Here is a 23457-nt window from a genome sequence, read left to right as displayed (position 1 = left end):
TTATCCAAGTCGCCCTATCAGTTGCAGGAACTCGTGACGGGTAGCGGACGAGTCGCGAAAGGCGCCGAGCATCACCGATGTGGTCATCACCGAGTTCTGCTTCTCCACGCCTCGCATCATCATGCACATGTGCTTTGCCTCAATAACCACCGCCACTCCGGCGGCATCGGTCATGTGCTGAAGGGCGTCGGCAATTTGTCTGGTGAGGTTTTCCTGAATCTGTAATCGGCGGGCAAACATATCGACCACTCGTGCAACCTTCGACAGGCCCAGTACCCTGCCGGTCGGGATGTACGCGACATGAGCCTTGCCGATGAAGGGCAGCATGTGGTGCTCGCACAACGAATACAGTTCGATGTCGCGCACGATGACCATTTCGTCGTTTAGCGATTCGAACAGTGCGCCGTTGATGACTTCCTCCAGATCCATGGTGTAGCCGTTGCACAGGTATTGCATCGCTTTGGCTGCGCGCTTGGGCGTGTCCAACAATCCTTCACGCTCAGGGTTCTCGCCTACGGCAACGAGAATCTCACGATAATGCTCGGCTATTGTTGAGATCATTTGGACTCCTCGCAGCCATGCTGCGCTTTAGGTGACGGCAATCCTTGGCTGTAGAGGCGTTCGTGTGGGGGTTTTGCTTGCGGCACCGCGCAACGGTTATCGACACATCGACGGCGGCCATCCGGGTGAGGTAACCACGCCAAATGGGGACGGAGACGGCAAAAGATGCGATAACCGAGTGCAAGCAGGGGCCTGAGTGCACGCCAAGTTAGCGGCGTGGCCCAAAATCCCAAGCCGGCTGCACGCCAGCTCCAAAGGGTGGCGTCCAGGCCCTTGACCCAGCGGCCATCGGCAAAACGGGCATGAAGCGTCGCTTGCATTTGCTCGAACGTGAAACCGAGTGCCTTGGCGTCGAACTCAGGACTTTCCATGTCAACAAACAGCAGTCGGGTCTGTGCAGCGTGACGGCGCAGGATCGTGATTTCACGCGCACACAACGGACAGTTGCCGTCAAAGTACAGCGTCAGTGGCCAAGGCTCTTTGTTGTACATTGCTGATTGTCTTGTATAGGTTTTGTATAAGATAGGCCCAAACATACAACCTGACAATCACGGTCATTCTTTTACTGTGAAATGAATCAATCATGGGTGGATCTGGGATTTTTTGAGTGGCCATGCAGTCGCCTGCCTGCCCCAAACGGAATGGGGCAATGACCTGTTTCTACCAAGCGACTCATTACACTGACCCCAGCTTCGGATCCCCTTCAATATCTCGCCCAGGCGGGGCTTTTGCGCCTACAGTCTTGAGTGTCGCTCACTGCGAGGAATACAAATGAACGCGTTGCCTTCAACCTCTCTGCCCAAGCACATCAGCCTGCTGGGTTATGGCGGTCTCTTGCCGTTTATTTTTCTGGCGCTGCTGATCCCGTTTTCTCTCGACTATCGACCGTTGTTTGCGATTGCGCTTGTTAACTATGGCGCGGTCATACTGGGCTTTGTAGGCGCCTTACACTGGGGTTTCGCCATGACCGTGCAAGACATGAGCGCAGAGCAGGGCAGAGACCGGTTCATCTGGAGTGTCATTCCTGCGCTTATTGCCTGGCTTGCCACGTTACTGCCGATGCCATTGGGTTGCGTGCTGTTGGTGATCGGTTTAGTTGCCCACCTCCGGCAGGACAGGCAGCTGCTGCGGGTTACGAGCTTGCCCGCCTGGTACCTGCCGATGCGGTTACGGCTTACCCTCGTGGCGAGCGTCTGCTTGTTGCTTGCCGCGATCGTTGAGGCGCTTCATTCATGAAGCCTCGGGTGCCCGGCTCGTTGCCCGTGCCTGGCAGCCGCTTATCGCGGTTGATGCGTTTAGGCAGTTTGGCCTCGGGTGTCGCGGGCGGCATGCTAGCCGAAGGCGCTCGGCAGTGGGTTCAGGGCAAGCGTCCGGCGCTCAGCGAACTGCTGTTGACGTCGGGCAATGTGCACCGGGTGGTCGAGCAACTGTCGCAACTGCGTGGCGCCGCCATGAAGGTCGGGCAGTTGTTATCGATGGATGCCGGTGATTTGTTGCCGCGCGAGTTCAGCGACATCCTTTCTCGTCTGCGGTGCGACGCTCATCCTATGCCCATGAGCCAGTTGGTGGCAGTCCTCAACGAAAGCTGGGGCAAGGGTTGGGAAGGGCGCTTCGAACGGTTTTCCTTCACGCCATTGGCGGCAGCGTCCATCGGCCAGGTTCATGTTGCGAAAGGGAAGGACGGCCAACGCCTGGCGATCAAGGTGCAATATCCTGGCGTGCGCGAGAGTATTTCGAGCGATGTGGATAACGTTGCTACCTTGTTGCGCCTGTCCGGGATGCTGCCTGAGGGCATGGACGTCGGCCCATTGCTGCAAGAGGCCAAGCGTCAACTGCAGGATGAAGCGGACTACATGAAAGAAACCGAACACTTAGAGCGCTTTGGTCAACTGTTGGCCGACAGTCCTGACTTTCTGGTTCCTCGTGCGTTTGCCCAGTTCAGCACGCCCAATATTTTGGTGATGTCCTTCGTTGACGGAGTTGCGATGGAGTCACTGGAGCACGCGCCCCAGGCAGAGCGCAACCGGATCATCATGTTGCTATTCGGCCTGTTTCTGCGCGAGGTGTTCGATTTCCAGTGCGTGCAGACCGACCCTAATTTTGCCAATTACCGTTATCAGCAGGATTCCGGCCGGATGGTGTTGCTGGACTTCGGTGCCACGCGATTTTATGACCGCAACACCACCGAGGCTTATCGCCGCTTGCTGATTGCAGGGCTGCATGAAGACCGTGCCGCCATCACCAATGCCGCGCTGGAAGTTGGCTACTTTCGACCTGAAACGCTGCCCAGACACCGAGCGGTGCTCACTGAGCTCATTACACAGGCCTGCGAGCCTCTCAGGTATCAAGGTGCCTATGACTTTGCGACGTCTGACCTGGCCGTACGCCTGCGTGATACCGGTTGGGAACTAGGTGCCGACCGCGACTTCTGGCACACGCCACCTGCGGATGTACTGTTTCTGCATCGCAAGGTGGGAGGTTTGTACCTGTTGGCCGCAAAGCTGAAGGCGCGGGTGAATGTCCGGAGGCTGTTCGAGCCTTATGTAATTTGAGTGGTTTATGGACGGTACATGCACGCTTGGGTATCGCTAACGCTTAAACATGCCATTGCATAATTGTGGACTTGCAAGATCAACGGGGAGACCTAGGCTGACACATCATTTAACAAGTGGGCCATGTCAGATGTTCATAGGCAGGCCGTTACTATGTTTTGCGGCAGGTCCGAAGGCTATTGGCGTGGAAATGTTCATCGGTCCAAGTTCATGGAAACCGGGCTGCAGCTTCCGGACTGTCCGCGCCAGCAGAACATCAAAACGGCCAAGCACCCCGACCATTTCAGCCAAACCGCGGCAATCTGATACTGTTTTTTATGTTGGATCTGAGCCTTTTATTAGTTAGCTGGCGCTCTATAGAGTGCGCGTCCGAAGCACTAGTGGACAGTGATCGGCCGCCACTATTTCTGGCTCTCTGAAGACCGGACGACCTCGAGAGTCTTCAGGAACCACCATGAATACTCGTCCGAGCTTTCACAGCAAGACCTTCCCCGAGTCGCAACGTGACATTCTCGGCATGATCGCGACCGACCATCATCTGGGCGACATACTCTGCGCCATCTGTCAGATGCACGACGCACAGGCCCCCGAAACCTTCTGCTCTATCCTGCTCACTGATGCCGAGGGCAAACGCTTGCTGAGCGGCGCGGCGCCCAGCCTGCCGGTCGAATACAGTGACGCGATTCATGGAATGGCCATTGGTCCACACGAAGGAACCTGCGGCACCGCAGCGTTCCGGCGCGAGCTTGTGGTGACCGAAGACATCGCCCGAGATCCAAACTGGGAGCGTTTTCGCGGCCTGGCGCTGTGGCATAACCTGCGTTCCTGCTGGTCGGTGCCTTTGCTCTCCCATCTGGGAGGCGTGTTGGGTACATTTGCCCTGTACCAGAACCGCACGAATGCGCCGGATGAGGCGCAGATTCAACGACTGGCCTGCGCGGCCCAGCTGGCAGTCATTGCGATCCGTCATGAGCGTGACGGCCAACGTCTGGAGGAAAGCGAACAACGTTTTCGTTCTTTGTTCACCTACAACCCCAACCCGGTATTCGCCCTCGATCTGGCCGGCAACATCCAGAGTGTGAATCCGGCGGGCCTGAAGCTGAAACCGCACACCGCGAGCGATTTCATTGGTCATCACTTCTCCCATCTGGTACTCGAAGAAGACTTGGAACGGGTCAGTCAGCATTTTTCCGCAGCCCGCGCCGGAGAACCTCAGCGTTTCGAGGCGCGGGTTCTCGACGAGAGTCAAAACCTGCTTACCATGGACATCTCTAACCTGCCGATCATGGTCAACGGAGAAATCGTCGGGGTATTTGGCATTGCCCGGGACATCAGCGAGCAAAAGCATTTCGAGCGCCAATTGAGTTTCAACGCCAGCCATGACCGCCTGACCGGTTTGCTTAACCGTGTTTCGCTTGAAGACCGGCTTGTTCTGGATTGTCACATCAGTCGTCGGCGTAAGCGTCGTCTGGCGGTGATGTGCATTGATCTGGATGGATTCAAATCCATCAACGATTCGATCGGGCACTACTTTGGCGATCAGGTGCTGATTGAGGTGGCGCAGCGAATGACTCAGCAGGTTCGTCCCGGCGATACCATCGTGCGCATGGGCGGTGACGAATTTATCGTCCTGCTGCCGGACCTGCTTCGTGATGAGGACGTTGTCCCGGTAGCCGAGCGATTGATGGCCAGCATTGCCAGGCCCTACTGCATCCAGGGCATTGACCTGCACCTGAGTGCAAGCGTCGGCATCACCCTGAGCGATGGTCACATCGAGCAGCCGATGCAGCTGATCCAGCAGGCTGACATGGCCATGTACAAAGCCAAGCAACAAGGGCGCAACAACTTTCAGTGGTACACCAGCGATCTTAATCAGCGCGTTTGCGAGCACGCGAGTCTGCGCAATGACCTGCAAAAGGCTATCGAAACTCAGTCGTTACAGCTGCATTATCAACCGCAGATAGACGCGCGCACGGGTCGGGTGGTCGGGATCGAAGCGTTGCTGCGTTGGAAGCATCCGGAAAAAGGATTTATCTCACCCGCGGTGTTTGTGCCGGTGGCAGAGGACAGCGGTCAGATCATTGCGCTGAGCCTTTGGGTACTCGATACGGCCTGCGCGCAGTTGCGCCAGCTAGGCGAGCAGGGCATCACGGGCATTTCGATGGCGGTGAATATTTCGCCGATGCATTTTCAGCGTGGCCATTTCGTCCAGTATGTACAAGCCACCCTGGAGAAACACGGACTCTGTGGTGAGCAACTGGAGTTGGAGATCACCGAGTCGCTTCTGTTGCATAACGCTGAACAGGCGATCGACACGTTGCACCGGCTCAAGGCATTGGGGGTGCGCATTGCTCTCGATGATTTCGGCACCGGTTTTTCCAGCCTCAGCTACCTCAAGCGTTTGCCCATCGACAAGATCAAGATTGACCGCTCGTTCATCCAGGAAATCGCCACCGACCATCACGACGCAGCGATCACTCAAGGCATTATTTCCATGGCTCATCACCTCGGCCTGACGGTGGTCGCCGAAGGCGTTGAAACGGCGTCTCAGGTGGACTTCCTGAAGGGCAGTCGCTGCGATGTTTTTCAGGGGTATTACTTTGCCAAACCGATGCCCTGTGCAGAAATCGAAGCTTTCCTGAGCCATCCAGCGTCCCATCCCTGACCGGCCATTCTGTCGGGTCCCAGTCCTGAAAATCAGACGCTAAGGCAAATTTTCAGACCCCAGCGCAGAACTCCCTCTCCCCAGGCAAGGCGCTCCCTGCGCCTTTCTCACACACTCGGCTCTAACGCTATCGCGCTGCACAACAACAAGAGCCGCGAAAAAAATGACTAGTTTCCAGCCTGCTACCGAAAGCCAGACCGGCCACATCGGCGCCCGTCAGACCCGTGTCGAGGACGCCGCATTGTTGCGCGGCCTTGGCTGCTATGCCGATGACGCTGCGATCCCGCCGGGTACGCTACACGCGGCGATCATCCGTTCACCCCACGCTCATGCGCGGATCACCTCGGTGGACTTTTCCAAAGCGCTGCTGATGAAAGGCGTGCACGGCGTACTGGTCGGCGAAGACGTCAAACGCTGGGCGCTACCGTTCCCGGTGGGGGTGCGGCAGCCCATGGAGCACTGGTGCGTCGCCGTCGACAAGGTGCGTTACGTCGGAGAGCCTGTGGCCGTGGTGATCGCCGAGAGCCGCTATCTGGCCGAGGACGCCATCGAAGGTGTGCGCGTTGAATACGTGCCGCTGCCCCCGATCATCGATCCCGAACGGGCCACCGCCGAACAGGCGCCGATCCTGCACGAAGCCGTCGGCAGCAACGTGGTCAACGAACGACGCTTTCGTTATGGCGAGCCGGAGCAGGCGTTCGAGCAGGCGCCGCACAAAGTCTCGCTCAAAGTGAAGTTTCCGCGCAGTTCCTGCACGCCCATTGAATGCTATGTGGTGCTGGCTCAGTACGAGCGCGCTACAGGGATTTATGACGTGCTGGCCAATTTCCAGGGCCCCTATGCGTTGCACACGGTCATGGCCAGGGCACTGAATGTGCCCGGTAACCGCTTGCGTTTGCGCACACCGAAAGATTCCGGCGGCAGCTTTGGCATCAAGCAAGGGGTTTTCCCTTACGTGGTGATGATGGGCCTGGCGTCACGCAAGGTCGGTGCACCGGTGAAGTGGGTCGAGGACCGTCTGGAACATCTTCAGGGGGCTTCTTCGGCGACCAATCGGGTGACCGAAATTGAAGCGGCGGTAGAAGCGGATGGCCGCATCACCGCCTTGCGATATGACCAGATCGACGATTGTGGTGCCTACCTGAGAGCGCCTGAACCGGCGACTTTCTACCGGATGCACGGCAACCTGACGGGCGCCTACGCGATCCGCAATTTGCAAGTGCGCAACCGAGTGGTGCTGACCAACAAAACACCTTCCGGCCTGAACCGTGGTTTTGGTGGCCCACAGGTGTATTTCGCCCTTGAGCGTCTGATGCAACACATCGCCGTGCAGTTGAAGCTTGATCCGTTGGACGTGATCCGCCGCAACCTGGTGCCGGCCGATGCCTTCCCTTATCGCGCGGCCGCCGGTGCGTTGCTCGATTCCGGCAATTACCAGGCAGGCATTGCCTTGGCGGCGGCTGACGGTGGACACGGCGAGTTGCTCAAACGTCGTGATCAGGCGCGTGCCGAAGGCCGGATCTACGGCATCGGTTATGCCGCCGTCATCGAGCCTTCGATTTCCAACATGGGATACATCACCACCGCGATGACACCCGAAGAGCGGCGCAAGGCCGGTCCGAAAAACGGCGCTGTCGCCACCGCCACCATCAACGTCGGCCCATTGGGTGACGTCAGTGTGCACGTGTCCTCGGCACCCCAAGGGCAGGGCCATCAAACCACCGTCGCTCAGGTCGTCGCCGAAGTGCTTGGGGTTGCGCTGGAATCTATCGTGGTCAACGTCGAACTGGATACCCAGAAGGACGCTTGGTCGATTGCCTCGGGCAACTATTCCAGCCGCTTCGCCGGCGCTGTGGCCGGTGCCGTCTACAAGGCGGCGCTGAAGATCCGCGATCGCCTCGCCGCGATTGCCGCCGAGCAATTGCAGGCCAGTCCCGAAGATATTCGTTTCGCCGGCGGCAAGATTTTTGTGGTCAATGGCGGGGCGGTGGCGCCATTCCATCGGATAGCCGGTGCGACCCACTGGTCGCCGGGCCTGCTGCCGGAAGGTGAAAGTGGCGGTCTGCGCGAAACCGCGTTCTGGAGCCCGCCGCAATTGGTGGCCCCAGACGACCAGGATCAGGTCAACAGCTCGCTGTGCTACGGCTTTGTCTTCGACATCTGCGGTCTGGAAATCGACCGCATGACCGGCGAGATCCACATCGATCGCTACGTCACCTGTCATGACGCCGGCCGCCTGCTCAACCCGGCGCTGGTCGATGGCCAGATTCGTGGTGGCTTCACCCAAGGCCTCGGCGCGGCGCTGATGGAAGAGTTCGCCTACGGCGAGGACGGCAGCTTCTTGAGCGGGACCTTCGCCGATTATCTGGTGCCCACCGCACCGGAAGCGATCGAACCGGTGATCCTGCACATGGAAACGCCATCGCCATTCACCCCATTGGGCGCCAAGGGTGTGGGCGAGGGCAACAATATGAGCACGCCGGTGTGTATCGCCAACGCGGTGGCCGACGCCCTCGCTCGCTCGGACATCCGCCTGCCACTGACGCCATCGAAAGTACGCACGCTCATCGGCATCGACGAGCCGCCACGGCCAGCCGGTATGGAGGCCGATGACAACCTCGACGCAGCACCTGCCGGTGGACCGGCACTGCGGGCCAACGACTCGGTGGTGATTCCTGCTTCGCCGCAACAGGTCTTCGACACCTTGCTCGACCCGCAGACGCTGGCGGCGATCATTCCCGGCTGTCACGACCTCGTGCTTGAAGGCGAAAACCGCTACCGCGCAGATGTCACCGTCGGCGTCGGCATGATCCGCGCGCGCTTCGAGGCCAAGGTTGCCCTGAGTGATCTGGACCCGCCGCATTCATTGCGTCTGTCCGGTTCCGGCAGCAGCTCGATGGGGTCGGCCCAGGGGCAGGCCAAGGTGCGTTTCGTCGAACTGGAAAATGGCCACACACGCCTGGAATACCAATACCAGGTGGCGGTCAGCGGCAAAGTCGCCGCGGTCGGCGGCCGAATGTTGCAAGGGGCCTCGAAAGTGATCATCGGACAAATCTTTACTCGCCTGTCGCAACGGGTCAGCGGCCAAGCCATCTCCACCGGCTGGTGGGCGCGATTGCGTGCCTCGCTTGGCGCGCTGTTTGGCAAGGGAGGTGCTCAATGAAACCAGCTGCTTTCGATTACGTTCGGGCTGAAAACCGTCGTCAGGTCGTTGAGTTGCTCGCCGAGTATGGCCAGGAAGCTCGCATCATCGCCGGAGGCCAATCGCTGATGGCGGTGCTGAACATGCGCCTGGCTCAACCCAAGTTGCTGATCGATATCAATCATGTGGCTGACCTGGCCTATATCGAACTGCGCAAGGATTGTCTGGCGGTAGGTGCCGGGGTACGGCAGGCGCAGTTGCTGGCGCGTTCGACCCTGATGGACGAGGTGCCTTTATTGGCACTGGCGATGCCCTGGATCGGTCACTTCCAGACGCGTAATCGCGGCACAGTCTGTGGCTCGGTGGCTCATGCCGACCCGAGCGCCGAGTTACCGCTGTGCCTGGTGACGCTGGGTGGCGAGATCGTTCTTGAGTCGAAAAAAGGCAAGCGCATCGTCAAGGCTGCCGACTTCTTTCAAGGCATTCTCACCACCGACAAGCGTGCGGATGAACTGGTTGTCGAGGTGCGTTTTCCGCTCAAGCGCGAAGGCATTACCTATCGCTTCCGCGAGATCGCCATGCGCCACGGCGACTTTGCAATTGTCTCCCTGGCCGCGGCCATCGGCGCGGACCAGGTCGAACTCGGCATCGGCGGGGTCGCGGACCGTCCGCAACGTCGCAGTCTGCCTCGTGGTGCGGGGCTGCCGGACGCGCTCAATCAAACCGCCTGGTCGCTCGACGCACAAGACGACGTGCAGGCCAGCGCTGCCTATCGCCGCCAACTGATTCGCGAGCTGGGTCATCAGCTGATCGAAGGAGTCTGAACATGCGTGTAACTGCCGACCAAACCTTTCCGATTCGCCTGGAACTCAACGGCCGCTCCCGCGAAGCCCTGGCTGAACCGCGGACCCAACTCTGCGACTTCCTGCGCCACGACCTCGGTGCCACCGGTGTCCATGTCGGATGCGAACACGGTGTCTGCGGTGCCTGCACGGTGCTGGTGGACGGAGTCGCGATGCGTTCCTGCCTGATGCTCGCAGTACAGGGGCACGAGCGGCGTATCGAGACCGTCGAGTCCCTGGCTGACGACGACACTCTGAGCGACCTGCAACAAGCCTTTCGCCGTCATCACGCCTTGCAGTGTGGCTTTTGCACTGCGGGCATTCTCATGTCCTGCGTGGATTTTCTCGAGCGGGTACCCAACCCGGACGAGACCCAGGTACGCGACATGCTTTCGGGGCACCTATGTCGCTGCACGGGTTACACCGGCATCGTTCAGGCCGTGCTCGAAGTCGCTGCCCAGCGCCAAACGAACAAAGGGGTATAACAAAAATGTTCGATCTCGGACGCAGTTTCCTCGCTGCCGTTGAACGCCGACCGCATGCCGTGGCGGTCAGTGACGGTGCGTTGAAGAAAACCTATGAAGAATGGTTCGTCGATATCCAGAGCGCCGCTTGGGGCTTGCAATGCCTTGGGCTGCAACGCGGTGATCGACTGCTGGTAGTGATGCAAAACCGCTGGCAGATGGCAACCTTGCATTGGGCCTGTCAGTTTGCGGGCATCGTCATGACCCCGTTGAACTGGCGTTCGACTGCCGAGGAACTGGGCTACTGCATCGAAGATGCGCAAATCCGTGCAGTGGCTTACGACGACGCGACCGTGACCGCCGTGGCCGGTTGCAGCGCCGCTACAAGGCTGCCACGGATCGCCACCGGTCTGCGTGCCGCCAACACCGACCTGAGTTTCGAGGAACTGTGTTCGCAGACCCCCTCCGGCATGATTTTGCAGGCCGACGCCGAAGACTTTTCACTGCTGCTGTACACCTCCGGAACCACCAGCAAGCCCAAGGGCGTGCCTCGTCGGCACCGTAGCGAACGCGCCGCGGCGGTTGCCCACGTAGCGCAAAACCTCTACCGCCAGAATGAATGCACGCTGGGCGTCATGCCGCTTTACCACACCATGGGCGTGCGTTCGTTGTTGTCCATGGCGCTGATCGACGGACATTTCGTCTGTGTGCCGAAGTTCGATGTGGAAGCCACGCTGCAGGCCATCGAGCGGGAAAAGGTCAGCAACCTGTACCTGGTGCCGACGCTCTACCACATGCTCATCGAACACCCGGCCTTTGCTCGCGAGCGAGTCGCCAGTGTGGAAAAAATCGGCTTTGCCGGTGCACCGATGAGCGACGGCTTGATGCGTCGCGTCGAGCAGGCGTTCCAGCCGCAATTGTTCGTCAATCATTACGGCAGCTCGGAGATTTACACCTTCACCATCGACCAGCAAGCCAGCCGCAAACCCGGCTCGTCAGGGCGCAGTGCAATGAACCAGCGCGTGCGCGTGGTGCCGATCGATGCTGAAACGGCGGACGTGCAGGTCAACCCATTGGAGGAGGGCCAGATCATCGCCGACCTGGCGAGTGACGAGGCGTTCGAAGGCTATCTGAACCGCCCCGAAGCGACCGCCAAGGCGTTGCGTGACGGATGGTATTTCACCGGTGACATCGGCTACTTCGATCAGGAGGGCGATCTGTTCGTCACGGGCCGTGTCGATGACTTGATCATCACCGGCGGCGAAAACGTCAGCCCGGCAGAAATCGAAAACATGCTTTCCCTGCACCCAGCCGTGGAAGAAGTGGTGGTGGTCGGTCTGCCCGACGAGCAGTGGGGCAAGATCATTGCTGCATTTATCAAGCTGCGCGCCGACGTCTCGGAAGGCGACCTCGATGCCCATTGCATCGCTTCGGGCCTGGCCAAATTCAAGCGGCCACGGCGTTACCAGTTCGTCGATCAGATTCCCAAATCTCCAGTGGGCAAGGTGCTGCGGCGCGTGCTGCTGGCTCAATTTCAGGAACAGGCCTTGAAGGCCATCAGCTAATCATCCAGAGGAAACTCTCATGCAACAGCAAGCGATCCAGCAATTTCTCGACACTCAGTTCGATGGCTTCCAGGTTGAAGTCGATGTGTCTCGCGAGCGCGCCGACATCATCCTCAATCGCGCGCCGTTGAACGTCATTTCCATGGGGCAGCGTGATGAACTGCGCCAGGTCTTCGAAGCCCTCGATGCACACAAAGGCGTACGCGTCATCGTGCTGCGCTCGGTGGGTGAACACTTCTCCAGCGGTGGCGACATCAAGGGCTTCCTCGAAGCCTCGCCAGAGCACGTTTCGAAGCTGGCCTGGAACGTTGCGGCACCGGCACGTTGCGAAAAACCGGTGATCGTTGCCAACCGTGGCTACACCTTCGGCGTCGGTTTCGAGCTGTCCCTGGCCTGCGATTTCCGCATTGCTTCGCAAACCACTCGCTACGCCTTGCCTGAGCAGAACCTGGGTCAGATCCCGGGCTCGGGTGGCTCCGCACGCCTGCAGAAAATCATCGGCATCACCCGCACCAAACACATGGTGATGCGCGCCAAGCGCATCACTGGCGACCAGGCCTATGCCTGGGGAATTGCGACCGAGGTCGTGCCGGACACCGAACTGGAAAGCACCGTCGATGCACTGGTCGATGAACTGCGGCGCTTCTCGCCGCTGGCTCAGCGCACGGCGAAAAAATTGATCAACGACAACGAAGATGCGCCGCTGACCGTCGCGATCGAGATGGAAGGTCACTGCTACAGCCGTCTGCGTAGCTCCAAGGACTTCAAGGAAGGCGTCGAGGCGTTCCACAGCAAGCGTGCGGCCGTGTTTATCGGCGAGTAAATCGTACCGGCGAGCAGGCCCGGGAGTATGTTGGTAACGGCGTACACCTTACGGAGCAGGGCCTGCCGCCCCTTTTGATTCACCGCTTGTGTGAGGCAACCATGACCACGACAACAACAATAACTGCATCACCCACCAGCGCCACTACCGATACACCACAGATTCCACCGGGCAAGGCCTTGCTCGCGGCATTTGCCTCGACATTCGGCTGGGCGCTGGATTTGTTTGACCTGTTCATCCTGCTCTACGTGGCACCGATCATCGGTCGCATGTTTTTCCCCTCGGACACCCCGACATTGTCCCTGGCCGCAGTATATGCCTCGTTCGCCGTGGCCTTGCTGGTGCGTCCGCTGGGCTCGGCGATCTTCGGTGCGTATGCCGACAAACACGGTCGCAAGCGTGCGCTGATGGTCTCGATGGTCGGCGTCGGTATTTCCACGGCACTGTTTGGCGCGCTGCCGACCATTCACCAGGTCGGGGTGTTGGCCCCGGTACTGTTTTTGCTCTTGCGGGTCATTCAGGGCATTTTCGTTGGCGGTATCGTTGCCTCCACTCACACCATCGGCACCGAATCCATCTCGCCGCGCTATCGCGGCTTGATGTCCGGGTTGATCGGTGGCGCCGGCGCCGGTATGGGCGCGCTGTTGGCGTCATTCACTTATCTGGTGTTGTCGGAGATCTTTCCCGGGGAAGAATTTGACGTCTGGGGCTGGCGCTTCATGTTCTTCTGCGGCCTGCTCAGCACGTTTTTCGGTCTGGTGATGTTCCGTTACCTGGATGAAAGCCCTGTCTGGCGGCAACTGCAACAAGCCCGCAAAACAAAGGGGCCGGCGGTAGTGGTCGTGTCGCCGCTCAAGCGTCTGTTCGGTCGCGAGTACCGCGGCGTGATGCTGGTCAATCTGCTGATTACGTTCGGAGGCGGTGCCACGTATTACCTGGCCTGCGGTTATCTGCCGACGTTGCTCAACGTGGTCGCCAAAGTGCCTCATGCGCAGACTTCGCAGCTGCTCATGTATGGGTCGGTGGCAACCATTGTCGGCGCACTGGCCTTCGGTTACCTGAGTGACCTGATCGGTCGCAAGAAGACCTTCATGCTGCTGGGTGTGATCAACCTGGTGGGCCTGCCCATGATGTTCCATGGGGTCGCCGAGCCGGGTTCGCTGACCCGCACCGCGCTGTATTGCATGGGCATAGGCTTCATGGGCGGGGCGATCATCGCGCCTATCCTGATCTTCCTCAACGAACGCTTTGCCACCGAGCTGCGAGCCAGCGGCACCGGATTGTCCTGGAACATCGGTTTCGCCCTCGGCGGAACCATGCCGACCTTTGTGTCTCTGGTCAGCAGCAGCCCCGCGCAGATCCCCATGGTACTGGCGTTTTTTGCCGTCGGTCTGTCTGTGATCTACCTGATTGGCAGTGTGGTGATTCCAGAAACCCAAGGCAATTTCAAATAAACGCGGGGAGGTGCTCCAGGAATTCGCAGATCAGCTGCAAGGTCTGCTCGGGCGCTTCAGTCTGGGGAAAGTGCCGACAGTTATCCAGCAACGCACAGCGGCACGGTCCAGGCACCTGTCGCTGGATGACTGCCAGTTGCTCGGGCGTCGCGTAGTGGTCTTCGCGACCCTGGATGACCAGCAGCGGTTTTTCGATATAAGCCAACTGCGTTTCGAGATCGTCCAGGGAAAAGTCCGGGTGCAACCAACTGTCGCTCCAGCCGTGAAAAGCACCGTCGACATTGCTCCCATGGTGGCGCGCCAGGCGTTCGCGCAATTCGCCCTGATGCCAAGCCTCAGTGGTATGGCGAATGCCATCGAGGCTTTCGGTCTCGACAATCACGTGAGGCGCCAATGCAATGCTGCCCAACACGCGCGGATCGTTGGCGGCGGCATAGGCCAGGACGATGGATGCGCCGTCACTGTGACCGAGCAAGACCACTTGCGGCAGTTGCAAGGCATCGAGCAGTTGCCGCAGTTCACGAGGGCCGTCGCTGCTCAGGTAGTTCAGCGGACGCGGCAGGGGCACCGGGCTCGATTGCCCATAACCCTGACGGCTGTAAGTGACTACACCGTAACCGCTGGCCTGGGCCAGGCGCTGGGGGAAGTCTTTCCATTGATCGGCGCTTCCGAGGCCTTCGTGCAGCAGCACAAGCGTCGGTCGCGATGGGTCAGCCGCAGGGATTTGGCGATATTCCAGGCGCAGCGGCCCAAGTTGCAAAAATTGTTGTGGCGACATGTTGAATCAACGATTGAACAAGGTTGCTCGCAGGTTACCGTAAACGTAACCCTGCATGCAGCACCACGCTTTGCTTGAGGTACAGAAAACATGCATCATCTCGATGTTCAGGTGATCGACCAGGCACTGCAATGGGCTCGCGCTGGGCAGGCACAGTGGCTGTGCACGGTGCTCTCCACCTATGGCTCGGCGCCGCGTGCGCCGGGTGCGATGCTGGTGACCAACGGCTCGGGCGAACACGTCGGCTCGCTGTCGGGTGGCTGCGTCGAAGAGGAGTTTCTCGAAAGTCTGGCGCGCGGTGAATTACGCGAACCGGCACAGATCGTCAGTTATGGCGACAGCGTCCAGCAACGCCACCGCCTGAGGTTGCCCTGTGGTGGCGTGCTGATAGTGCTGGTCGAACACCGCGCTGCCAGCCTTGAATGGATCGCACACCTGGAGAGTCTGCAAGCGGCGTTGCTGGGTCAGCGTCGTCTGCTGCGTCACGTCGAACTGAGCAGTGGTGCCTTGCGCCTGGACCCGGACACCGGACACGGCAGCGAGCGGGTGCAAGTCGTCGACGAGACGGTGCGCATCAGTGTTGGCCCTGCGTTGCGACTGATTCTGGCCGGGCTGTCGCCGGTCGCGGAAGTCTGCGCCAGTTTTGCCCGCGCCATCGGCTGTGAAGTCATCGCCTGCGACCCCCGGGAAGAGATGCAGCATGTACATCTCGAAGGCGTGGAGATGCAACGTGTGCTGCCTTCGATGTTCATTGCCGCCGGAGGCTGCCACGCAGCGACCGCGGTGGTGGCGTTGACTCACGATCCGCGAATCGATGATCTGGCGCTGATGGAAGCGGTCCACACCCCGGCGTTTTACATCGGCGCCATGGGCTCTCAGGCAACCTCGGCCAAACGCGCCGAGCGGCTGAAGCGCATCGGTGGTCTGACGGATGAACAGATCGCCCGTTTACACATGCCCATCGGCCTCGATCTGGGCAGCAAGGCCCCGGCGGAAATCGCTCTGGCGGTGGTCGCCGATATCCTGCGCGTTTATCACGGCAAAGAACGCCATGCCTTGTAAGGCGTTTTTTCCGACGAACGTGGGGGCTGCGAAAGTCGAGGTAGACGCTCGGTCAGTCGCGCGCGATAGTGGTCAGCCAAGTGTTGCTGAACCATGGACCGATCGACGGGCTTGAGTAATAGATAAACGCCCCGATGATAGGCATTGAGGCCGATAACAATATCGCTTCAAGCGAGCGGAGGAATCTGATGTCGATTGCCCAACGGGTTTTCCACGGCAGGTTTGGCCGGGTCGCCTTGCTGAATATGGATCATTCGCTGGTCACCCATACCCATTCCGAATGCCATGTGCTGGTCAAAGTGTCCGGCGAGGACACTTACTTCAACGTTAACGGTCGGCGGGTTCCGCTCAGTGATCGCACTGCGGTGCTGGTCAACGCCTGGGAGCCGCATTTCTATGATCCGCAGCCGGGTGCCAGTGCCACCCTTATCCTGGCGCTTTACATCGAGCCCGCCTGGCTGGCCACCGCCCAGCAGTCGCTGGCGCTCAGCGGTCGGCCGGACTTTTTCGCCCAGTCATGCATCGAGCTGTCGAGTCGAAATCGCACCCTGGCCGACATCCTGGTCGCCGAAGCGCATGGTTGTGGGATCGTGCCGAAAGAGCGCTTGGAGTTCATGCTGTTCGACTTCCTGATCGAACTGATCGAGGCGTTTTCCAGCTGGCGGCATTTGTCTCTACTGGGTGCGCCCAACACAGGTGAGTTCCGGGATGCGCGCGTGCGCCGTGGCACGGCCTGGTTGCTTGAGCACCTCGATGATCCGAACCCGATCGACAACGCCGCGCGGGCCTGTGGTCTGTCTCGGGCACACTTCTTTGCGCTGTTCAAGAAAGATACCGGCATGACGCCGACCCTTTTGCTTAACGACGCGCGCATGCGCCGGGCTTTTGCCTGGCTGGAACGTGAGCGCAGTGGAACGTTGGGCCTGTTGTCGGAGAATCTCGGGTTCTCCGAGCAAGGTCATTTCACACGGTTTTTCCGTCAGCACATCGGCGCTTCTCCCAGCCAGTACCGGCGTGTAGTGGATTGTTATGCGGCGGTTTGAACCGAGAGGAGGGCGGAGGTATTGGGCAATACTCCCGTCGATGAAGTTGGTCTGTCATTTTGAAACTGGCGGCTTGTAAAGAGTACGAAAGTTGTAAGGGTTGCTAATTGTCCAGAAGGTCATAAATCTCTTTCATGCGTTCTTCCCGCATCAACTCAAGTTCTTCCTCGGTTTCGGCTGTCCATTGCAGAATGAAGTCCCAGTAATCGCAATCGTGAGCGTCCGCTTCTGCTTCAAATGCTTCTTGCAGAAATTTAAGTCGATATTCTTCTGGCGAGAGCCCGCAGTTTTCAGCGAGGCTGTAGTTCAGTTCGCTGAGTTCAAGTTGGATCCATAAGTTGGCGTCCAGGAATTTATTTAGGGCGAGTTCGGCTCTAAGTTCTTTTGCGATCATGAATGCTCTCTTGTGGCATAAAATAAGTAGCTGGTTGTTCGAAGTCGGCCCAGCGCTAAATCGGACTATGTCAAATTCCCGCCATCACCCATCCTCTAACGCCATGACTTTCACTCAACTCTTTCACGACTCGAGCCGCGTCCTGCTTTTGTTTATACGGGCCGATGACGACAAAGTTGTTTTCTTTACGCGCTACCGGTAACTCCAGCTGCTTAATGGCTTTTGTGGTGCGATGACGGCTGGGTGTGTTCAACGCAATTTCGATAACCCACAGGCCGGATGAAGGCGTGGCTGAAGCGGCTTTTGCAGCGTGGGAAATGAAGCCGCCGCACGTCAAACACGGGCGTTCCTGCGTGATTAGCGAGCCTGGCACGGTGCGAAAGACGTGCCATTGCGGATCAATGGTTTTTTTGCGGGCGAAGACTGCCAAGAGCAGGCCGGTAAAAGCAATCAGACTGCTCAGAATAATTGTCCATTTGTGTGCCTGTGTGGGCAATGAAGGCAGCGTAAGTTCTGGTGTTTCGTCCGGCTTTTCGACCAGAAACTGTACGGCGTCAGCCTCGGTTGAATCTGGTATGTTGGATCTGTTTTTCTCAAAGGGCACGAGTCCGCCGGAATGTTTTGTACTGAGCTCTGTCACAACTTTATTAGCGGTGTCATCGAGTAGTTTTTCGAACGTTGTCACTTTTTGTTGGAGGTATGAATTGTCGGCGTTATTTTGACAAATTGGTCCAGTGGACGTGTAGGTCCATAGCAGTGCTGATAGTTGCCCAAAAACGCCAGTTACCAGGAAGCCCAAGCCAAGCTTTCGCACAGTGGTTATCTCCAAATCAAGTGAATAGCTATTTGTCCCATTTATTTCTGATAAATAGGGTTCTATTGTTGATCCTGGGGTGGTCTAAATTCTTGAACGCGTCACCGTGCCCAAGAGCCAAAACTAGTCGGCTGCTTTTTGTTATTTGAAAGAGCATCGGGCATGCGCTTTATAGACTGTTGGTTGACGAAAAAGGCTCAGGTGATCGAAAATTTACCATATCAGATGGATTGGTTGGCGACCCCTTAAAACACTTGTATTTAAGCTGACTATCGTGGGCAAAGTGCATTGCCCAAGATTCAAGCCATGCCTGCGCGCTCGGTATAAATGAAAGGATTGTTAGGACGCCCTTTACGGTATGGACCGGCAGAAGCTGCTGAATCTTTGGTCACCCTTTCAAACGATGCCGGTGTCCTGAACTACACTTCAGGTGCCACTCTTACCCTGGAGAGTTCCTGGTGAACGCTCAGGATCTTGTGCTACGCCCGCGCCATCATTGTTTGTGTGGACGGTAAAAAAAACCGCGACACGCATTGTCGAAAGTACGCGGCACTACTGCCCGCAAGTGAAATTGCTGGTGCGCGCTTTTGACCGCGAACATGCGCTGGAACTGGTCAAACACGACGCCGACTATATCGTGCGGGAAACCTTTGAGTCGGCCCTGCTGTTCGGCCGTCAGGCGGTGGTGACTCTGGGGGCGTCGGAGCGCGAAGCCGACGCGGTGATCGACGAAGTGCGCAAACGTGATGCCGAACGTTTTGCCTTGGAAACATCGGGCGGCCTGTTTGCCGGACGAGCGTTGGTACTAGGGAACATCGAGCGCATTGATCCGCCAAACCAAGAAGCGCGGGATGCTCAGTGAGCATCATTAGAGCGGCGCACTCCAGTAACAGCACGGCCGTGAGGCCCGTCTGTTGTAACGCAGCAAACCAACCGGCGTATCAATTCGCTTCAGGACGCGGCTGTACTCCGAATTGCGGAACGATGTGAGTACCCAGCTCCTCAATGACTTGCTCAGCAGGGCGCTTTCCGTATTTGAGATTCAGGATAACGTGGTCCACTCCGATTTCCTCAAGCGACTCGAGCAAAAACCGGAGATGGTAGCGTCCAAGTTTGAACCCCAAATGAATGCGAGTGGGCGGCGTAGACGGGTTCTCATCAAGGTCGATGTAGAGCGACTGAGTGAAGGGCTTATAGACGGGGCCACATTGCTTCATGACCTCCTGCCGCCAATCTTCCACGATCATTCGCTGCATGTTCGGTATACGTGGATAGTTGATCCATCCGACGCTTTCGCGCGCGATCCAATCCAGTGACTGGCGACTATTCCCAGTCACGAGCATTGGAATGACTTGGGTAGTGGGTTTCGGAATGAGGTCTGCGCCCCGCATCTCTCCACCGCTCCAGCGAATGGGCTCAAAGCTGGTGCTGTGGGCTCTGCGAATCACCTCGTAGTGCTCCCGAAAGATTTCTCCGCGCCTTTCGGGATCGACGCCAAAAGCCGAAAACTCCACTGGGCGATCGCCGGAAGCTACCCCCAGTATCAAGCGACCTGCGCTCAACTGATCAACGCTGGCTGATGCCTTGGCCGTGTGCAGAGGATGGTGTACAGGGAGGGCAATGGATGCGGTGCCAAGCGTTATCTCCGACGTATGAGCAGCCATGTAGCCCAGGTAAACCCAAGGGTCGAACAGTTGGCCAACATCGCCGAAGCCAGGGTCCCGAAGAGGCACGTCGCGAAACCAGAGTGCGCAGAAGCCCAGAGCCTCCGCTCGTTTGGCCAATTCGACCTGGTTGAGCATGCTCGGAGTGTCCCCATCGAAGGCCTCCAAAGGAAAGAACAATCCAAGGCTCAAATGACCCTGAGTGAAGGTTCGGCTGAACCCTCGATGCTGCTGATAAGGAATCGTGCTCGGCCGATACATACTCATCTTCCTCAATGGGAGAACGTGAACAGCGCCCCTGTTTCCAGAGTTGCTGCGGCATCGGTCGCTTGAGAACGACAGGTGGGGTAATGGTGTAGTCTTCGCCCGTTGCGCCGTACATGCTGGTCGGGTCGACCGGAGTGAGGGGCCAGTTGCTGGCAATACGCGGCGGGCAGGTCCGGATTGGCACTGAGCGGACGGTCAAAATAAATCAGATCGTTCCAACCCGATACATCGCCTGAGCAAAAGCATGGGCACCATCCAACAAGCGTAGGCGGCATTGCGGGGAACCGCCATGTTCGTCGTCCGTCTCGGTACCTGTCGCAGATGATTACACCGCAGTCTGGGCCTTAGGGCGTCGTGATCGGCGCGCCGCGGGTTGCTATTGAGGACAGTCGTCAGGTCAGCCCGCTGAGCCTTTAGATACTCGACCGACAATTGTGTCCGGCCCCAGTCCTGAAATTCAGACGATAAGATAAATTTTCAGACCCCAACGCAGAACTCCATTTCCCCAGGCAAGGCACTCCCTGCGCCTTTCTCACACAATCGGCTCTAACGCTATCGCGCTGCATAACAGAAACAGGTGCGATGAGTAACTTTGGAACTTGCATTAACGATATTAGCTTGATGCAGGAGGGGCTAGGCATCGTCGATTTCTCGTCTTTAGCAGGATATTAAGAATAAAAAAACGCGCACCTGGAAAATTTTGCGTTGCTTCTATTACTTCAAAATAACAAATGGAGCGCTATATAAATGAGTGGAAAAACAATAACTGCAAGTTCGGTGTTTCTTAGTATCACCCTGAGTGTCCAGGCGCATGCTGACTTCCTGAGTGATAGCAATGCCACCTTGGGAATGAGAAACTTCTACTTCAATAACGACAACCGCGATGGCGTTGCCGCCCCTTCTAAAACCGAAGAATGGGCGCAGGGTTTCATGCTGGACTTCAAATCGGGCTATACCGACGGCATGGTTGGCTTTGGTGTCGATGGCCTGGGGTTGCTGGGGGTTAACCTGGACAGCGGCAAAGGACGGCATGTCGGCAGCAGCATGATGCCTTCTGACAGTGACAACCGTGCCGTCGACGAGTGGAGCAGGCTGGGGCTGACCGGAAAAGTCAAAATGTCGAAAACTGAACTTCGCTACGGCACCTTGATTCCGAAACTCCCCATTCTGGTCGCCAACGATGGGCGCGTGCTTCCGCAAACCTTCGAGGGCGTTCAAATCACCTCGAGCGAGCTCGATCGCCTGACCTTGACTGGAGGTCGGATTGAACATGCAACAGGACGTGGCTCGAGCGATCAGACGGGGCTGGCCGTTACTGGTGGTACGCGTGAAAGCAATCAGTTTGACTTCGCCGGGGGCGATTGGAAAGTCACCAAGGATCTGACAGCTCAGTACTACTACGCCGGCCTCGATAACTACTATACGCAGCATTTTTTGGGATTGATTCACACCCTTGCCATCTCGGACAATCAGTCCCTCAAAACCGACCTGCGCTACTTCAAAACTGACTCGTCAGGTGCAAATAGCTCCGGTACGTCAGGCTACAGAATGAGTGGCTACACCAAAAACGGTGATGGAGAAATCGATAACCGTACCTGGAGTGCCGCGTTGATTTACACACTGGGTGGCCACGCAATTACTGCGGGGTACCAAAGTGTGTCGGATGGCAGCAACTTCACTCAACTCAGTCAAGGTAGCCTGCCAAACAAGGGCGCCGGTGGAGCAAGCCTGTATCTGTATACAGACCGCTTTATCCAAACTTTCACCCGCGCAGGCGAGCGCACAGCTTTCGGTCAGTATGCTTACGACTTCGCCGCTCTGGGCGTCCCTGGCCTAAAAGGCTCGGTCATGTACCTCTCTGGCGATAACATTAAAACGACGTCAGGCGCCAACCAAAAGGAATGGGAAAGAGACATTAGCCTGGACTACGTCCTTCAGTCGGGAGCGCTAAAAGGCGTCGGGTTCGGCTGGCGTAACGGCAAGTCCAACAGCGAAGCATCTCGTAACGTAGATCAGAATCGTATTTTTGTGACCTATAGCATTCCGCTTCTCTAACTATTGTCATGAGCGGTTAATTCCCAGCTTTGTTTTTGTTTACAGAGCTAATGATGGATTCAGTCGTCTTGTTCCACTTGAAGAGTTTGGCAAGCGCTGCGGGCGCTGAGACCTGGAACTGATGGCTGACCTCTTTGGGCGTTAATCCCTCCGCCAATAACAGCAGAATTTTGGCCCGCAGCCCAAGACGTTGCCCCAGCCAGCCCATCCGCGATCAGCCTTGTAGTGTGGCATGGTCAAATCGCATTAAAACGAATGGGGCGGCGGGTTTGTCTACACCCTCTTAGAAGCCTTCCAGCACGACCTTACCCTTCGCCTTGCCGCTTTCCAGCAGAGCATGGGCACGACGAAGATTTTCTGCGGTGATGCGCCCGTAGTTGTCGCCAACGGTGGTGCGCAAGTCACCCGCATCAATGCGCCGCGAAACTTCGTTGAGGATGTTGTGCTGCTCCTGCATGTCCTCTGTCTCGTAAAGCGAGCGGGTGTACATCAGCTCCCAGTGCAACGACAGGCTCTTGCGCTTGAGCGGTACGGCGTCCAGCGTGGCCGGGTCATCGATCAGGCCCAGCTTGCCCTGAGGCTTCAGTGATTCGATGATTTGCTCGTAGTGCCGATCGGTCTGGGTCAGGCTAGCGACATGGCTGACTTGTGCGATACCGATGCGCTTGAGCTCCTCGCTGAGTGGCTTGGTATGGTCGATGACATGATGCGCACCAAGCTCGGTGACCCAGGTCTGGGTTTCAGGGCGCGAAGCCGTACCAATGATCGTCAACCCGGTTAGCTGACGCGCCAGCTGAGTCAGGATTGAACCCACCCCGCCTGCAGCGCCGATGATCAGCAGCGTTTCGCCCCTGTCGGTGGTATCGCGTGCAACACCGAGGCGATCAAACAGTAATTCCCAAGCGGTCAAGGAAGTCAGTGGCAATGCCGCAGCCTTGCTGAAATCCAGCGACTGGGGCATTGAGCCGACGATACGCTCGTCCACCAGTTGCAGCTCACTGTTGCTGCCCGGGCGGATCAGCGATCCGGCGTACCAGACCCTGTCACCGGGCTTGAATAGCGTCACGTCGCTGCCGACCGACTTGACCACGCCAGCAGCGTCCCAACCGAGGATGCGCGGCTGGCTTTCGTCCTCGTGCGGTACGTAGCCCTGCCGCACCTTGGTATCGACAGGATTGACCGAGACGGCCTTTACCTCTACGAGCAAGTCGCGCGGCCCCGGCACTGGCTCGGGAATATCGATCTCCACCAAGGCGTCGGGATGTTCAATAGGCAGGCATTTGAAGTGTGCAATGGCTTTCATTCGAAGATC

19 protein-coding genes and 1 pseudogene are annotated in these 23457 nt (G+C 58.0%); 13 read left to right on the top strand and 7 right to left on the bottom strand.

Annotation, left to right across the window (positions count from 1 at the left end):
- The gene (gene folE / locus B0W55_RS06115; protein WP_077045113.1) at positions 1 to 561 is read right to left on the bottom strand and encodes a GTP cyclohydrolase I FolE; all 561 of its coding nucleotides are present in this window, start codon (positions 559 to 561) and stop codon (positions 1 to 3) included.
- On the bottom strand, positions 558 to 1052 hold the full coding sequence (locus B0W55_RS06110; protein WP_077045112.1) for a thiol-disulfide oxidoreductase DCC family protein: 495 nt from the start codon (positions 1050 to 1052) through the stop codon (positions 558 to 560). Before B0W55_RS06110 ends, folE begins: the two co-directional genes overlap by 4 nt.
- A gap of 280 nt (positions 1053 to 1332) precedes the next feature.
- Here B0W55_RS06110 and B0W55_RS06105 point away from each other — a divergent pair, with 280 nt between their 5' ends.
- The 9 genes from B0W55_RS06105 (at position 1333) to B0W55_RS06065 (ending at position 14068) form a co-directional block, all read left to right on the top strand.
- Positions 1333 to 1797 carry a DUF3429 domain-containing protein gene (locus tag B0W55_RS06105; RefSeq protein ID WP_077045111.1) on the top strand — a complete coding sequence of 155 codons (465 nt, stop codon included), beginning with the start codon at positions 1333 to 1335 and terminating at the stop codon, positions 1795 to 1797.
- On the top strand, positions 1794 to 3113 hold the full coding sequence (locus B0W55_RS06100; protein ID WP_077045110.1) for an AarF/ABC1/UbiB kinase family protein: 1320 nt from the start codon (positions 1794 to 1796) through the stop codon (positions 3111 to 3113). Before B0W55_RS06105 ends, B0W55_RS06100 begins: the two co-directional genes overlap by 4 nt.
- 454 nt (positions 3114 to 3567) lie before the next feature.
- Positions 3568 to 5778 carry a bifunctional diguanylate cyclase/phosphodiesterase gene (locus B0W55_RS06095; protein WP_077045109.1) on the top strand — a complete coding sequence of 737 codons (2211 nt, stop codon included), beginning with the start codon at positions 3568 to 3570 and terminating at the stop codon, positions 5776 to 5778.
- Positions 5779 to 5941: 163 nt separating this feature from the next.
- Positions 5942 to 8941 (top strand): molybdopterin cofactor-binding domain-containing protein, encoded by a 3000-nt coding sequence (locus B0W55_RS06090; RefSeq protein WP_077045108.1) that lies wholly within the window; start codon positions 5942 to 5944, stop codon positions 8939 to 8941.
- Complete coding sequence (locus tag B0W55_RS06085; RefSeq protein ID WP_077045107.1) at positions 8938 to 9744, top strand: xanthine dehydrogenase family protein subunit M; 807 nt, start codon at positions 8938 to 8940, stop codon at positions 9742 to 9744. The genes B0W55_RS06090 and B0W55_RS06085 overlap by 4 nt, the downstream gene beginning before the upstream one ends.
- Before the next feature lie 2 nt (positions 9745 to 9746).
- A complete protein-coding gene (locus B0W55_RS06080; protein WP_008060977.1) occupies positions 9747 to 10247 on the top strand; it encodes a (2Fe-2S)-binding protein in 501 nt (166 codons plus the stop codon).
- A gap of 5 nt (positions 10248 to 10252) precedes the next feature.
- A complete protein-coding gene (locus tag B0W55_RS06075) occupies positions 10253 to 11791 on the top strand; it encodes an AMP-binding protein (protein WP_077045106.1) in 1539 nt (512 codons plus the stop codon).
- Positions 11792 to 11810: 19 nt separating this feature from the next.
- Positions 11811 to 12614 carry an enoyl-CoA hydratase/isomerase family protein gene (locus tag B0W55_RS06070; protein ID WP_064596713.1) on the top strand — a complete coding sequence of 268 codons (804 nt, stop codon included), beginning with the start codon at positions 11811 to 11813 and terminating at the stop codon, positions 12612 to 12614.
- A 101-nt stretch (positions 12615 to 12715) separates the two neighbouring features.
- Complete coding sequence (locus B0W55_RS06065; RefSeq protein ID WP_083743162.1) at positions 12716 to 14068, top strand: MFS transporter; 1353 nt, start codon at positions 12716 to 12718, stop codon at positions 14066 to 14068.
- Here B0W55_RS06065 and B0W55_RS06060 read toward each other — a convergent pair.
- Entirely contained in the window at positions 14061 to 14846 is a 786-nt protein-coding gene (locus B0W55_RS06060) for an alpha/beta fold hydrolase (protein WP_077045105.1), read from the bottom strand. The two genes, B0W55_RS06065 and B0W55_RS06060, sit on opposite strands and share 8 nt — an antisense overlap.
- Before the next feature lie 90 nt (positions 14847 to 14936).
- Here B0W55_RS06060 and B0W55_RS06055 point away from each other — a divergent pair, with 90 nt between their 5' ends.
- On the top strand, positions 14937 to 15908 hold the full coding sequence (locus B0W55_RS06055) for an XdhC family protein (protein ID WP_077045104.1): 972 nt from the start codon (positions 14937 to 14939) through the stop codon (positions 15906 to 15908).
- A 188-nt stretch (positions 15909 to 16096) separates the two neighbouring features.
- The gene (locus B0W55_RS06050) at positions 16097 to 16951 is read left to right on the top strand and encodes an AraC family transcriptional regulator (protein ID WP_077045103.1); all 855 of its coding nucleotides are present in this window, start codon (positions 16097 to 16099) and stop codon (positions 16949 to 16951) included.
- A gap of 103 nt (positions 16952 to 17054) precedes the next feature.
- Here B0W55_RS06050 and B0W55_RS06045 read toward each other — a convergent pair whose 3' ends face one another.
- A complete protein-coding gene (locus B0W55_RS06045; protein WP_077045102.1) occupies positions 17055 to 17345 on the bottom strand; it encodes a DUF6388 family protein in 291 nt (96 codons plus the stop codon).
- A gap of 70 nt (positions 17346 to 17415) precedes the next feature.
- On the bottom strand, positions 17416 to 18144 hold the full coding sequence (locus B0W55_RS06040) for an SPOR domain-containing protein (protein WP_256576202.1): 729 nt from the start codon (positions 18142 to 18144) through the stop codon (positions 17416 to 17418).
- 498 nt (positions 18145 to 18642) lie between these two features.
- Here B0W55_RS06040 and B0W55_RS06035 point away from each other — a divergent pair.
- A pseudogene (locus B0W55_RS06035) lies at positions 18643 to 19021 on the top strand (potassium transporter); the annotation flags it as partial.
- Positions 19022 to 19100: 79 nt separating this feature from the next.
- On the opposite strand, the gene B0W55_RS06030 reads toward B0W55_RS06035, so the two are convergent.
- The gene (locus B0W55_RS06030) at positions 19101 to 20084 is read right to left on the bottom strand and encodes an LLM class oxidoreductase (RefSeq protein WP_077045100.1); all 984 of its coding nucleotides are present in this window, start codon (positions 20082 to 20084) and stop codon (positions 19101 to 19103) included.
- Between the two features lie 753 nt (positions 20085 to 20837).
- Here B0W55_RS06030 and B0W55_RS06025 point away from each other — a divergent pair.
- Complete coding sequence (locus tag B0W55_RS06025; RefSeq protein ID WP_077045099.1) at positions 20838 to 22145, top strand: OprD family porin; 1308 nt, start codon at positions 20838 to 20840, stop codon at positions 22143 to 22145.
- Positions 22146 to 22428: 283 nt separating this feature from the next.
- Here the strand turns inward: B0W55_RS06025 and B0W55_RS06015 are convergent, their stop codons facing one another.
- On the bottom strand, positions 22429 to 23448 hold the full coding sequence (locus tag B0W55_RS06015; protein ID WP_077045098.1) for a zinc-binding alcohol dehydrogenase family protein: 1020 nt from the start codon (positions 23446 to 23448) through the stop codon (positions 22429 to 22431).
- Between the last annotated feature and the right edge of the window lie 9 nt (positions 23449 to 23457).

This window comes from Pseudomonas sp. KK4 (assembly GCF_001984065.1).
Lineage (GTDB): Bacteria > Pseudomonadota > Gammaproteobacteria > Pseudomonadales > Pseudomonadaceae > Aquipseudomonas.
Note: the sequence above shows the minus strand (reverse complement) of the source record. Positions and strands in the feature narration are given on the sequence as shown.